Here is a 13025-nt window from a genome sequence, read left to right as displayed (position 1 = left end):
GCCGGAATGTGGTTCTAGGGTGACGGAATGGGTGTCGGGTGGCGGCCGGCCATGCAGGCGGCGCTGTATGGCGGTGCGGGGTTCTTCGTGCGGGAGCGCGAGGGACCGGCTGATCACTTTCGGACGAGCGTGCACGCGTCGCCGATGTTCGCCGGAGCGCTGGCCCGGCTGGTCGTGCGGGTCGACGCCGAGCTCGGCCACCCGCCGGCGTTCGATCTGGTCGACGTCGGGGCCGGGCGCGGGGAGCTGATCACCGCGTTGCTGGCGTCGCTGCCGGCGGACCTGACCGGGCGGATCCGGGCCACGGCGGTCGAGGTCGCGCCGCGGCCGGCCGGGCTGGATCCGGCGGTGCGCTGGCTGCGGACCGTGCCCGCGGAGATCACCGGGCTGCTGGTGGCGACCGAGTGGCTGGACAACGTCCCGCTGGACGTGGTCGAGACCGACGAGCACGGGCGGTTGCGGAAAGTGCTGGTGGACCCGGCCACCGGGACCGAGACGCCGGGCCCGGCGGCCGACCCGGCGGACCTGTTCTGGACCAGCCGCTGGTGGCCCGGCCCGGGACGGATCGAGATCGGCTGGCCCCGCGACGCGGCCTGGGCGGAAGCGGTCGGGTCGGTGCGGCGGGGAGTCGCGCTCTGCGTCGACTACGGCCACGTGAAAGCCGACCGTCCGGTGCTCGGAACGCTGACCGGATACCGGCAGGGGCGGCAGGTGCACCCCGTGCCGGACGGCTCCTGCGACGTCACCGCGCACGTCGCGATCGACTCGGCGGCGTGCGCGGCCGGCGTTCCCTATCGGATGGTCCGGCAGCGGGAGGCGCTCCGGGCGCTCGGTGTGGACGGTTCACGGCCGCCGCTGGAGCTGGCCCGCACCGATCCGGGCGGCTACCTGCGGGCGCTGAGCAACGCCGGGGCGGCCGCCGAGCTGACCGATCCGGACGGACTCGGCGGCCACTGGTGGCTCTGCCACACCATCGGTCTCGGCGACCGTGGCACGATGCTGTGGTGACCAACGCTGGGGTGAACGACGCGCTGCGGGAGATGACGGTCGGCACCGGGGCCGGGCTGGACACGGCCGACATGGTGCTCAACATCGGCCCCCAGCACCCGTCCACGCACGGGGTGCTCCGGCTCAAGCTCACCCTCGACGGCGAGCGGGTGGTCGCCTGCGAGCCGATCGTCGGCTACATGCACCGCGGCGCCGAGAAACTGTTCGAGGTGCGCGACTACCGGCAGATCATCATGCTGGCCAACCGGCACGACTGGCTGTCCGCGTTCTCCAACGAGCTCGGTGTGGTCCTCGCCGTCGAACGGCTGATGGGCATCGAGGTGCCGGAGCGAGCCACCTGGCTGCGCATGGCTCTCGCCGAGCTGAACCGGGTGCTCAACCACCTGATGTTCCTCGGCTCCTACCCCCTGGAGATCGGCGCGATCACGCCGATGTTCTACGCGTTCCGGGAGCGCGAGACGCTGCAGGCGGTGATGGAGGAGGTCTCCGGCGGCCGCATCCACTACATGTTCAACCGGGTCGGCGGCCTCAAGGAGGAGATTCCGGCCGGCTGGACGAAACGCGCCCGCCAGGCGGTCGCCGCGGTCCGGCGGCGGATGCCCGACATCGACAACGTGATCCGGCGCAACGACATCTTCATGGCCCGCACGGTCGGCGTCGGCGTGCTCAGCGCGGCCGACGCGGCGGCCTACGGCGCCTCCGGTCCGGTGGCCCGGGCGAGCGGTCTGGATTTCGATGTACGCCGGGACGAGCCCTATCTCTTCTACGACCAGATCGACGTGCCGGTGGTGACCCGGACGTCCGGCGACTGTCACGCCCGCTTCGAGGTGCTGCTGGAGCAGGTGCTGGTGTCGCTCGACCTGATCGACGAGTGCCTGGACCGGGTCGACCGCACCGGCGGCCCGGTGAACGTGCGGCTGCCCAAGGTGGTCAAGGCGCCGGAGGGCCACACCTACGCCTGGACCGAGAACCCGCTCGGCGTCAACGGCTACTACCTGGTGTCCCGGGGCGAGAAGACACCGTGGCGGCTCAAACTGCGGACCGCTTCCTACGCCAACGTGCAGGCGCTGGCGACCCTCATCCCCGGCTGCCTGGTGCCCGACCTGATCGCGATCCTCGGGTCGATGTTCTTCGTCGTCGGCGACATCGACAAGTAGGCGCTCACCAGTTCTCCTGGCTGCTGTAACCGGGGTAGTTGGCGAAGTCGGCGAGCGTGCCCACGTTGGTGTCGTTCGCGGACGGGCGGTGGCGGCGGGCCTTGTACTCGGCGCTCGTCTCGGGGTCACCGCCGGCGGCGTAGCCGTCCGTGGCCCCGAAATCGCCGTCGGGGGACTCGGGGCGGCCGTACTGGGTGCCGGCCGGGCGGACCGTGGCGGCGGCTCTCGCCTGCGGCGGGGCCACCATGCCGTTCGGGCCGGGCGCCGTCATGCCGTTGGGGCCGGGCGCCATCATGCCGTTCGGGCCGGGGCCGATCGGGCCCGTCCTGTTCGGGCCGGTCCTGTTCGGGCCTGATCCTCTGGGGCCGGTTCCGTTCGGGCCGGGACCGATGGGGCCGGTCCCGTTCGGGCCGGGACCGATTCCGTTCGGGCCGGATCCGATGGGGCCGGTACCGTTCGAGCCTGGGACCGATGCGGCGGCTCGGGGGCGGGGCACCGGCTGGCCGATCGAGGGTGGCGGGACCGCGGCCGCACGGGCAACGGGAGCCGCGGGCGGGACCGTGGCGCTACCGACCGGGACTGCGGCACTGGCCCGGCCCGCCGGCACACCCTGCGCCGCGAAACCCTGGGACGTGGCGCTCTGAGCTGCGAACCCCTGCGACATCGCGCTCTGCGCTGCGAACCCTTGTGACATCTCGCCCTGCGCCGCGAATCCTTGCGACATGTCGCCTTGCGCCGCGAATCCTTGCGACATGTCGCCTTGCGCCGCGAACCCCTGGGATGTGGCCGCCTGGGCTGCGAACGCCTGGGATGTGCTGCTTTGCGCCGCGAAACTCTGGGAGATCGTTCCCTGGACGGGGAATCCCTGGGACTGGGCCGGAGAGACGGGCTTGACGATGCCGGGCACCGAAGCCCTGCCGCCGGTCGCTCGGGCCACTACCGGGACCGGCTGCTGGTAGTCCTCCCGGTAGCCGTCGTCCTGGTATCCCTCCTGCTGATACTCGTCCTCGTACCCGCCTTGGTGGTACCCGTCCTGGTAACCCTCTTCGTGGTACCCGTCCTGGTACCCCTGGTCCTGATACCCCTCGGCCTGATACCCCTCCTGGTCATGCCCGTCCGCGTACCCCCCTTGCTGGTACCCGTCCTGGTAGCCCCCCTGCTGGTACCCGTTCGCCTGGTCGTCGTACCGGTAACCGGTCTCGTCGTAGGGGTACTCGGGCTCCGGCTCATGCTTGACCACCGGCTCCGGCTGGTGGATGAACGTCGGACGACCCGGCGGCGGCGTGAAGACCGGAGGCGGGGCGACCTGGGCCCGGCCACCGGTGTTGCGCACCGGCAGCGGCGGACGCGGTTCCTGTTGAGCGACGGCCGGAGCGGCCCCGGCGGTCGCGAACTCGGCCCGCAACTCGCGGCGCAGCCCGTCCACCTCTTCGGCGACCCGATCCTCGACGTCCATCCGCAGCAGCACCGGATCGGCGCGGATCAGCACCGACGCCCCGATCAGCACGACACTGACCGCGATCAGCAGCACCGCGAACCGAACCGTGTTGGAGTCACCGCCGATCAGCACGACGGCGGCCGCGATCGGGGCGAGGACGACGCCCGCCCAGACGAGGCCACGGAGCAGTCGCGCGCTGTGACCCGATGGGGTGTCCCGTTCCGGCATGGCCGCAGATGTTACCGAGACCACGTCTCCGACAAAACCGCCGAGCACGGGACGGCACGTTCGGTTCGTTCTCAGCGGAAACCCGCGGAAACTCCCGGCACCCGGTCGGTGGGCCATCGAGGAGGCAGGACATCCACGGTCCCCGCACTCACCATCGGGCCGATTGCGACCGATTTGCCCCTCGGACTCTCCGAGATCGCGACGGGTTCGTCGGCGGTCGACCCGACAGGCGCGGGCGAACCGGGGCACAGGCGAACCGGACACGAGCGAACCGCGCGCGAGCGTGGGTTCGAGATGGGTGGACGCGGAGGCGGAGACAGAGCGCCAGAGGCGGCCGCACCGGTCAGGCGCGGCCGCCGGGAGGGGCAGCGGATGCCGGGAGGTCAGCGGGTGCCGCGCCAGCCGCCGAGGGAGGCCAGGCCGACGATCCAGCCGACGAAGAAGCCGTATCCGGCGCCTGATCCGGCCGCGTTGAAGGCGCCCAGCAGGGACGGGTTGGTGAGGAACAGGGTGGCCAGGAGGGCGGCGAAGGCGCCCGCGAAGATGTACGCGGCCCAGCCGGCCAGGAACTGGCTGATGGTGCCTCGGGCCCGGGCCAGCTGGGAGCCGGGCAGCAGGTAGAGGAAGACGAAGGTCAGGACGACCAGCAGGATCGCCTTGAGGTCGCCGACGATCACGTCGCGCAGCGAGTCGTCGGTGTCGAAGCTCCAGGCGGGCCAGCCCAGCAGCCGCAGCCACCAGCCGCCCGCCGTGTCCGGGTTCGTGTTGTCCTGCGCCCAGTCCCGATACCAGGGGCTGCCGAAGACGAGGACGAGTATGAGTGCGGCGACAGTGCCCGCACCGGGTGCGGTCTTGTAACGGTTTCCGAGAGCCATTCCCAGCTTTTTCCCAGCCGGGCCCGGCTTTCAAACGACGGCCGTCACTACCTGCTCAGATAGTCGATGAAGGCGGCCCGGAGCAGGGGCTCACGGTCGCCGAGGTCGCGGCCCTCGAACTCTCGCCACAGTGCGACGGCCTCGTCGACGGTCGGTCCGATCGAGTTCGGAGCGCCGTCCAGAGAGGCGGCGTCACCGGCGTCCGGCAGGTTCTTGAACACCGACCAGAAGAAGCTGACGTCGTGTTTGGCGCGGGCCTTGGCAAAGGCCTGCTCCCGCAGCGTCTCGGTGGGCAGGGCGTCCAGTTCGGCGAAGCTGGGCGAGGTCATGTCCGAAAGCATACTTTCAGCGGGTGGCGCCCCACGGGCCGTCGTCCCATCGGTCGCTGCGGGGGGCGGGAGTGGCCGGAGTGTTCCAGGTCTCCGGCAGGGTGGGCGACCAGTTCGTGCCGCCGGAGGGCGCCGCGTTCCAGTCCTCGCCGACGCGCGAGGTGTACGGGCTCCCGTACGACTCGACGAAACGGGTCACCACCAGACCGGCGACGAAGACGCTCCCGGCGATCGCGAACAGCGCGATGTCGAGGTCGCGGATCTGCTCGTACCGCAGGAACAGGGTGAGCGCGGTGACCGCGAAGAGGGTGCCGAAGATGCCGCCGCGACGCCCGTACACGCTGGTGCCGGCGAGGAGCGCCAGGCCCATCGCGATCCCGGTCCACTCGAAGCCGGTGTCCGGGGCGATCGGGCCGTCGGCGGTGGCCGCGATCAGCACGCCGGCGACGGTCGCGAAGAGTGACGACACGACCAGCGTGAGCAGGGCGGGGACCGCGGCGGCGGCGCCCCGGCGCTGGGCCGGGTCGCCGGTCGGCCGCATCCGGCCGAGGAATCGGCGCACCGGGCCGACCGCGCCGAGCGCCGCACCCAGGACGGCGAGCGCCGCGAACGCTCCGAACAGCACGAACGCCTGGCCGGTCGGGTCCCAGTCGCCCTGCACGTCGACCGGCTCGGGGCGCAGCTGGATGTAGACGATGAGGCCGAAGGAGGCGGCCAGGGTGGCGGCCCAGCCGGGCACGTGCAGGACGGTGACGATCAGGCCGACCACCAGCCCACCGGCGGCGGCGAGGATCAGCGCCGGGACCACGGCCTGGGCCAGGCCCTTGTCACTGTTCTCCGCATACTGCATGGCGGCGGCCAGGGCGATCGGGCCGAGCGCCACGTTGGGCACGCCGGCCCGCAGGGTGAGGCCGGCGCCGAGGGTGAGCAGGCCGATCGCGGCGCCGGTGACGAGCAGGGCGTCCAGCGCGGGGCGCTGCAGGGCGGCCGAGTCCTCGCGCTGCAGGAGGAATCCGAGGACCGCGGCGACGACCAGGAGCATGACCTCCCAGCCGAGGTGGATGCCGAGCCGGTCGCGACCGTCGTCGTCGGCGGCCGGGATCGTCCCGGTCGTGGTCGCCGCGTTGCGCTGGGACTGGTCGAGGGTGGTGCCGGCGGTGTCGTCATATTGCACCCGCCGCCGATAGGCGGCCGGATCGGTGTCGGTCTTCTCGTCACCGGGCCGGCGGAAGGTGGTGTCGTCGTACGCCATGGTCCGCGCCTCCTTACGCCTCCACGAGCGGTCCGAGGCGCACGCTACTCCAGGCACATACCCGCCCGCCGCCAAGCATACGGAAACGGGACCGCCTCAGTTCAGCGCGGAAATGCGTTCGAAGATCGTCGACAGATGGTGAACGACCGGACCCCTTTCGAACGGCCGGCCGGACGTCATCGCCGAGGGGTCGGCCGGTCCGAGTCGTCGTCCTTCTTGTCGGGGCGGTCTGGGACCCGGCAGGCCCGCTCGAGCCAGAGTGCGGCGGCGATCAGGGCGATCGCGGTGACCAGTGTGGTGGCCGCGGTCGGCACGTTGGACCCGGCCTCCTTGGTCGGCTCCAGCAGCAGCCAGACGAGCAGCCCGGCGGAGAACCCGGCGGAGAGCGCGCCGACCAGCGAGGACGCCTTGGCCAGGGCGGCGAACCGGGCGACGGCCAGCGCCTGGACCGGCGGCGCGCCGGGTTTGCGCTGGATCCGGGCCGACGTGTTCTGCGCCAGGTAGGCCTCGGCGATCGCCAGCACGCCGAGCACCCCGGCGCCGGTCCACGGCAGCGGCGAGATCCGGTAGAACAGGTCGTTCGTGGAGATCAGCAGCCAGGCCACCGCCGCGGCCGCGAGCGCGGCCACCACCAGCGTCGACGCGCTCGTCGGCCGCAGCGAGGGATCGGTGTTGCGGGGGGAGCCGTGGTCCGGGTTGACGCTCACTCCATCGACTCTAACGACAGCTCGGGCCGGAGCGTGACACCGGCGATGTCGGCGGCCACGTCCGGGGTGGTCAGCAGGCCGGCGATCGGGCCGTGGCCGGGCAGTTCGGCGTCCGGCCGCACGGCGTGCCACGGCACCAGCACGAAGGCCCGCAGGTGGGCGCGCGGGTGCGGCAGGGTCAGCTCGGGGTCGTCGCCGACGACCGGTGTGCCGTCGTCGGCCCAGACGGCGATGACGTCCACGTCCAGGGTGCGCGGCCCGAAGCGGCGGTCCGGGTCGCGGACGCGGCCCTCGGCCGTCTCGCACGCCTGGGCGCGGGTCAGCCAATCCCGGGCGCTCGCGGTCCGATCCTCGACCAGGACCACGGCATTGAGGTACGGCGGTTGCGCGCTGTCTCCCCAGGGCGGCGTCTGATAGATCCCGGAGACTCGTACGACACTCGTGCCCAGCCGGTCGACGGCGGCCCGCAGGTGGGCGTGGGAGTCGCCGAGGTTGCTCCCGATCGACAGGACGGCCGTCGTCATCGCCGGCTCCGGCGCAGGGTGACCGCGACGTCGGCGAACTCGTGCGGGATCGGCGCCTGTGGTTTGTGCAAGGTGACCTCGGCCGCCGCGACCCGCTCGTCGGCCAGGCAGACGTCGAGCAGCCGGTCGGCGAGGCGTTCCAGCAGGTTGACCGGCTCGCCGGTGAGCACGTCGACGAGGGCGCCGGCCAGCTCGCCGTAGTGGACGGTGTCGGCGACGTCGTCGCTGCGGGCGGCCGGGCCCAGGTCGAGGTCGAGGGTCACGTCGACGACGAAGTCCTGGCCCTGCTCCCGCTCGAAGTCGTAGACGCCGTGGTTGCCCCGGGCCCGCAGGCCGGTCAGCGTGATCCGTCCGGTCATCTCGTCTTCCCGTGCGTGTGTGTCGTCCCGCCGAGGGTCGTGGCCGCGCGTGCGGGACCCGGCCGGGCGGGAGGGGTGGGTTGCGGGTGGGTGGGGCTCACGGCGTACCGCTGAATCGGGGTGAGCCTGTCGCCCGCCAGACGGCGAGGGCGTCGGCTGTCGCACCGACCTCGTGGACGCGGACGCCCCAGGCGCCGGAGGCGACCGCCAGTAGAGAGGTGGCGAGAGTGGCCGCCTCGCGGCCCTCGGGCGGACGCGGCGTGCCGTCCGGACCGGCCAGCAGACGTCCCAGATAGGTCTTGCGGCTCGCCGCGAAGAGGACCGGAAAGCCCAGGCCGGTCAGCACGTCGAGGCGGGCGCTGAGGGCCCAGTTGTGCTCGGGCAGTTTCGCGAAGCCGATGCCCGGGTCCAGGACGATCCTGCCGGGGTCGACGCCGGCCGCGATCGCCGCGTCGGCCCGGGCCCGCAGCTCGTCGCGGACCTCGGTGACCACGTCCCGGTAGACGGCGAGTTTCTGCATGTCACGCGAGTGGCCGCGCCAGTGCATCAGGATCCACGGGCAGCCGGCCGCGGCGACGACGGCGGCCATGCCGGGGTCGGCCAGGCCGCCGGAGACGTCGTTGACGATCGCGGCGCCGGCGGTGAGCGCCGCCTCGGCGACCGCCGCACGGGTGGTGTCGACACTGACCGGTACGCCCTGGGCGAACAACCGCTCGATCACCGGGACGACGCGTGCGATCTCGGTTTCCGCGTCGACCCGCTCGGCGCCCGGCCTGGTCGACTCACCACCCACGTCGATGACGTGCGCGCCCTCGCGAAAAAGACCGGCGCCGTGCTGAACCGCGGCGTCGACGTCGGTGTATCTACCACCGTCAGAGAAGGAGTCCGGCGTCACGTTGAGGACACCCATCACGACCGGGTGATCCACGCGTAGCAGCTCAGCCCCCGTGAGCTGCGGGTCTGTCGGCGAAAGGGACACAGGTGAAGGGTACGGGGCAGCGGTGATTCGAACAGGCGTACGATGCCATGTGACTGTGATTCACGCACTCCTTCACCTTGGGTAACGAAACGGGCGCTTGTTGCTCGCAAGTACGGGCCGTACTCTTCGGATCTGGGCATCATGAAGTGACCGAAGAGAGCAGAGACGAGCATGGCAGTGCCCGAACGGCTCACTCGACGCGGTGAGTCAGAGGTAGCACCATATGGGCGTTGCCGTACGGCTTCACAACTGCAGCGTGTCCGTACCCCCCACGGACACCGGGAGGTTTACCGATGATCGCCACCGAGTTCCTGATCCTGGCGGCCGAGCCAGCCGGCAAAATCAACACCGAAGGCATCGTCACCTTCTTCGCGAGCAACATCGCTCCGATCCTGCTCGCGGTGCTCGGCGTCATCTTCATCGGCCGGGCCAGCAAGGGCGAGATCTCGAAAGTCCTCACCAGCTCGGCGATCGCGATCGTGGGCCTGGCGTTCATCGCCGGCGCCGCGACGCTGTTCTTCGTCGGCGAGTCGATCATCGACCTGATCTTCAGCTGAGATGCGGCTCCGGACCGACGACGACATCTACCGGGCGCGCCTGGTCTACCTCGGCCCGCCCGGCTACACACTGCCCGTCCATCTACCCTATGCGCAGTACGGGATGTTCGTGGTCCTGGTGCCCGTCTTCATGGCCATCCACTATGCGTTCACGCTCGACTTCGACCCGTTCCCGGCCTGGGAGATCGCCCTCGCCATGGTCTCGACGTCGTATGTGTTCCGGCATGTCGACCCGGACCGTCCGGCCCGTGTCGTCATCCGCACCGCGCTCACCGACTGGCGCCGCACCCGCGAGCCGGCCGTGGAGCAGCGCGATCCCAGGCTTGTCGCCACTCGTGTCCGGGTTCGGGAGGAGTTGGTATGACCAGTTGCCAGGTCGTCCGCGCAGGTGAGGTCCACGCATGACCGAAACGTATCCGCACGGGCATCCCCGGGCGGACGCCTCGTCCCCGGGCAGGCAGAGTAACGGTGTGCGTTCAGACAACTACTCCTCGCCTCGATCGCTCGACGACGCGGAGGAACTCGTCGCCACGCCGGGCCACGGTGGAGTAGGCGTCTTCCAGGCCCCGCAACCGGTGCGGCCGCGCGCCGCCGCCGTCGATTCCAGTATGGACATCGACTCGCCGTTCCTGGACCTGTTCGGTGGAGCGGCGGTTCCCCGGAAGAGTGATCCGCAAACATCGGCCGCCGCACCGCCCGCTCCCGCGCGCCCGGCTCCGGCTCCCGCGCCGGCGCCCTCCCTCGTCCCCGCGCCGGACTTCTTCCAGGGCAACGGGCACACCACCGCGCCGGAGCGGGTCGATCCCGACCCGGTGCCCGACGACGACTGGACCGAGTTCGAGGAGTGGCCGCCGGCGCCCGTCGCGCAGCCGCCCGCCGGGTGGGAGCAGCCCGCGCCGATCCAGTCCCCGGTGCCGCTCCCGGTGCCGGCCGCCGCACCGCCGCCGCTGCCGGTCGCGCCTCCGGAGCGGGCCCCGGCCCGCCGTCCCGAGAAGGCGCCCGCCAAGCGCAAGGAGAAGAAGGAGCCGAAAGCGGCGCCGCTGCGGCCGCAGAAGCTCAAGTTCAAGGACCGGGACCCCTCGGTCGAGCTGGCGATCAGCGAGATCGCCGGGCACCTGACGTTCACCCAGAGCACCGTGACGGCGTGGTATTACCTGCCCGAGGTACGCTGGGCGTTCCGGCCCGACGCCGAGCGGGAGGCCCTGCTCAGCGCCATCTCCGAGCAGTATGCGGGCCTCGCCGGCTTCCGGCTGCACCTGCGGCGCACCACCCGCCCGTTCCCGGCCGACGAGTGGGCCCGCACGGTCGACTCGTTCACCGCCAAGCCGCTGCCCGACGTGCACGGCGCCACCTCCTGGTCCGATCATCTGGTCGCGGCGCAGCGGCACCTGCTGTCGGTCAACCACGCGGAGGGGCAGACGTTCCTCGGCGTGACGTTCGCCCGGCGCTCGCTCGGCGACACGTTCAGCGAGCGGATCCTGCGGGCGTTCGGCAAGGGCACCTCCGACGGCGAGCGGCGCAAGCTCGGCCGGACCGTCGAGCAGTTCGACGAGGTGCTCAACGCGTTCGGCATGCGCGGGCGGCGGGTCACCCCGCAGGAGCTGGAGTGGCTGCTCTACCGCTCGGTGGCGCTCGGCATGGCCCCGCCCGGGCTCCTCTCCCCGGTCACCAACGGGCACTGGGAGACCGGCGACCTGCTCGCGCTCACCGAGGCGGTCGAGCGCTACCGGACGCCGTACGGGTCGACGGTCAAGCTCATCAACCGGATGTCCGGCGAGGAGCGGCACGTCGCCGTCCTCTCCGTCGGCCGGATGGAGCCGCTGGAGATCCCGGAGAAACACGAGCCGTGGATGCACTTCCACGAGCGGCTCCCGTGGCCGATGGAGCTCTCCTCACGGATCGACATCCTCGGCGCCACCGGCTCCTTCAAGAACCTCGAACACCGGCTCCGGATGATCCGGTCCCAGCAACTCGACTACGCCGAGCACGGCATCGACGCCCCGCCCGAGCTGGAGCGGCTCGCCAAGCGGGCGCTCGTGATCGGCGACGAGATGACCACCGGGCTGCCGACCGACTCGGCCCGCGCGCACGGCTGGCACCGGATCGCGGTCAGCGGCGCCACCCGTGAGGAGTGCCTGGAGCGCGCCCGGCGGCTCATCCAGCTCTACTCCCGGGAGCTGCGGATCTCCCTGCAGCACCCGAAGAACCAGGACCAGCTGGCCCGTGAGTTCATCCCGGGCGAGCCGATCGCCAACACCGGCTACGTCCGGCGGATGCCGGTCAAACTGCTGGCCGCGGCCCTTCCCCAGGCGGCGTCCACGGTCGGCGACCGGCGTGGCGACCTGATCGGGCGTACGGCGGGGACCTGCCGGCGGCCGGTCTTCCTCGACCTGCACTTCCCGATGGAGGTGCGGGAGCGCTCCGGGCTCGGCGTGTTCGTGGCCGAGCCGGGTGGTGGCAAGTCGACCCTGATGGGCGCGCTCGGCTACCTCAACGCCCGCCGTGGCGTCCAGGTGACCCTGCTCGACCCGTCCGGGCCGCTCGCCCGGCTGTGCCAGATGCCCGAGCTGCGGCCGTACAGCCGGGTGCTCAACCTGACCGGCTCCGAGCAGGGGACACTCGCGCCCTACTCGCTGATCCCGACGCCGGTGCGGTCCGAGTTCCCGACCGGTCCGGCGGGCGACCGGGAGTACGAGATCGCGGTCTCCAACGCCCGTGCCGAGCGCCGGATGCTCGTGCAGGACATCTGCTCGATGCTGGTGCCGCCCCAGGTCGCCAAGGAGGCGTCCACCGCCACTCTGCTGCGGCACGCGGTGCGGCAGGTGCCGGCCGAGGAGACGTCGACGCTGGACGACGTCGTGCGTACCCTCCAGGCCCTCGACGACGACGAGGGCAAGGAGCTCGCCAACCTGCTCCTCGACACCGCCGAGATGCCGCTGGCGCTGCTCTTCTTCGGGCACCCGCCGCAGCACCTGCTCGGCGCCGACGCGGCGCTCACCGTCATCACCATGGCCGGCCTGCGGCTGCCCGACCTCAAGATCGAGCGGGAGTACTGGTCGGCCGAGGAGTCCCTGGCCCTGCCGATGCTGCACACCGCACACCGGCTCGCGGTCCGGCGCTGCTACGGCGGCTCGATGTCCTCCCGCAAGATGGTCGGGCTCGACGAGGCGCACTTCATGGAGGGCTGGCGCTCCGGCCGGTCGTTCCTGGTCCGTCTCGCCCGCGACTCCCGTAAATGGAACCTGGCCGCCCTCGTGGCGTCCCAGAACCCGCGCGACATCCTCGGCCTCGACGTGCAAAACCTGGTCTCCACCGTCTTCGTCGGCCGGATCGCCGAGGACCAGGAGATCGCCTCCGAGGCCCTGCGTCTGCTGCGGGTGCCCGTCCACGACGGGTACGAGGCGACGCTCGCGTCCCTCTCCCAGGTCGACTCCGCCTCCCAGCACCGGCTCGGCTTCCGAGAGTTCGTGATGCGGGACGTGGACGGCCGGGTCCAGAAGGTGCGCGTCGACGTCTCGTACGTCGACGGACTGCTCGAACACCTGGACACGACACCGGGCGTGGCGCCGTCGACGACGGCTGTGCCACTCCCGTCCGACCTGGAGGTTTGAG

The 13025-nt window shown here is 71.5% G+C and carries 13 protein-coding genes; 5 read left to right on the top strand and 8 right to left on the bottom strand.

The window, feature by feature from the left end:
* Positions 1-27: 27 nt before the first annotated feature.
* Both BM290_RS30865 and BM290_RS30860 read left to right on the top strand, forming a co-directional pair.
* Positions 28-1008 carry an SAM-dependent methyltransferase gene (locus BM290_RS30865; RefSeq protein WP_093619440.1) on the top strand — a complete coding sequence of 327 codons (981 nt, stop codon included), beginning with the start codon at positions 28-30 and terminating at the stop codon, positions 1006-1008.
* A 32-nt stretch (positions 1009-1040) separates the two neighbouring features.
* Positions 1041-2165 carry an NADH-quinone oxidoreductase subunit D gene (locus tag BM290_RS30860; protein WP_093619672.1) on the top strand — a complete coding sequence of 375 codons (1125 nt, stop codon included), beginning with the start codon at positions 1041-1043 and terminating at the stop codon, positions 2163-2165.
* Between the two features lie 4 nt (positions 2166-2169).
* Here the strand turns inward: BM290_RS30860 and BM290_RS48675 are convergent, their stop codons facing one another.
* The 8 genes from BM290_RS48675 to folP form a co-directional block, all read right to left on the bottom strand.
* Positions 2170-3831 (bottom strand): hypothetical protein, encoded by a 1662-nt coding sequence (locus BM290_RS48675; protein WP_177319975.1) that lies wholly within the window; start codon positions 3829-3831, stop codon positions 2170-2172.
* 383 nt (positions 3832-4214) lie between these two features.
* The gene (locus tag BM290_RS30850) at positions 4215-4706 is read right to left on the bottom strand and encodes a hypothetical protein (RefSeq protein WP_093619439.1); all 492 of its coding nucleotides are present in this window, start codon (positions 4704-4706) and stop codon (positions 4215-4217) included.
* Positions 4707-4753: 47 nt separating this feature from the next.
* Positions 4754-5035, bottom strand: coding sequence for a hypothetical protein (locus tag BM290_RS30845; RefSeq protein ID WP_239143783.1), 282 nt, complete (start codon positions 5033-5035; stop codon positions 4754-4756).
* A 16-nt stretch (positions 5036-5051) separates the two neighbouring features.
* The gene (locus BM290_RS30840; RefSeq protein WP_093619437.1) at positions 5052-6287 is read right to left on the bottom strand and encodes an ABC transporter permease; all 1236 of its coding nucleotides are present in this window, start codon (positions 6285-6287) and stop codon (positions 5052-5054) included.
* A gap of 176 nt (positions 6288-6463) precedes the next feature.
* Positions 6464-6994, bottom strand: a complete 531-nt coding sequence (locus BM290_RS30835) for a DUF3180 domain-containing protein (RefSeq protein WP_239143782.1) — start codon at positions 6992-6994, stop codon at positions 6464-6466.
* On the bottom strand, positions 6991-7518 hold the full coding sequence (gene folK, locus BM290_RS30830; RefSeq protein ID WP_093619436.1) for a 2-amino-4-hydroxy-6-hydroxymethyldihydropteridine diphosphokinase: 528 nt from the start codon (positions 7516-7518) through the stop codon (positions 6991-6993). The genes BM290_RS30835 and folK overlap by 4 nt, the downstream gene beginning before the upstream one ends.
* Positions 7515-7877: a dihydroneopterin aldolase gene (folB, locus tag BM290_RS30825; RefSeq protein WP_093619435.1), complete on the bottom strand. Its 363-nt coding sequence runs from the start codon at positions 7875-7877 to the stop codon at positions 7515-7517. Before folB ends, folK begins: the two co-directional genes overlap by 4 nt.
* Positions 7878-7974: 97 nt before the next feature.
* Positions 7975-8787 (bottom strand): dihydropteroate synthase, encoded by an 813-nt coding sequence (gene folP / locus BM290_RS30820; protein WP_093619670.1) that lies wholly within the window; start codon positions 8785-8787, stop codon positions 7975-7977.
* A 362-nt stretch (positions 8788-9149) separates the two neighbouring features.
* Between folP and BM290_RS30815 the strand changes: the two genes are divergently transcribed.
* From BM290_RS30815 to BM290_RS30805, 3 genes are read left to right on the top strand one after another with little or no spacing between them, the layout of a single operon-like run.
* Complete coding sequence (locus BM290_RS30815; protein ID WP_093619434.1) at positions 9150-9413, top strand: hypothetical protein; 264 nt, start codon at positions 9150-9152, stop codon at positions 9411-9413.
* Between the two features lies 1 nt (position 9414).
* Positions 9415-9777, top strand: a complete 363-nt coding sequence (locus BM290_RS30810; protein ID WP_093619433.1) for a hypothetical protein — start codon at positions 9415-9417, stop codon at positions 9775-9777.
* A 37-nt stretch (positions 9778-9814) separates the two neighbouring features.
* Positions 9815-13024: an ATP-binding protein gene (locus BM290_RS30805; RefSeq protein ID WP_093619432.1), complete on the top strand. Its 3210-nt coding sequence runs from the start codon at positions 9815-9817 to the stop codon at positions 13022-13024.
* The last annotated feature ends 1 nt before the right edge of the window (position 13025 follow it).

Source organism: Actinoplanes philippinensis (assembly GCF_900113015.1).
Classification (GTDB): Bacteria; Actinomycetota; Actinomycetes; order Mycobacteriales; family Micromonosporaceae; genus Actinoplanes; species Actinoplanes philippinensis.
The sequence above is the reverse complement of the archived record's forward strand: the minus strand, read 5'-3'. Positions and strand labels throughout refer to the sequence as shown.